A 222-nucleotide genomic window follows, 5' to 3' on the forward strand; every position below is an offset into this window, starting at 1 on the left:
TTGTCGCATCTGACGTCACTTCGTTCACCGTTGGTGCTTCTGGTGCTGTCGTATCTACTACTGTTGTTGACGTACTTGTTGACTCATTGCCTGCTGCGTCTGTTGTTGTCACTTGTAACGTTTCTCCGCCTTTAAGGTCAATGTTTCCTGGAATCGCAACTTCGTAGTTTCCATCTTCCGCTACTGTTCCTGTCGCTGTTGTGCCGTCTGGGAACGTAATTG

At 48.2% G+C, this 222-nt stretch carries 1 protein-coding gene; it reads right to left on the reverse strand.

Annotation, left to right across the window (positions count from 1 at the left end; genetic code table 11):
* Positions 1 to 222: Ig-like domain-containing protein (locus HHH54_RS11210; RefSeq protein ID WP_232796342.1), on the reverse strand; the 222-nt coding region annotated here is incomplete at both ends.

This window comes from Staphylococcus canis (assembly GCF_016238445.1).
GTDB lineage: Bacteria > Bacillota > Bacilli > Staphylococcales > Staphylococcaceae > Staphylococcus > Staphylococcus canis.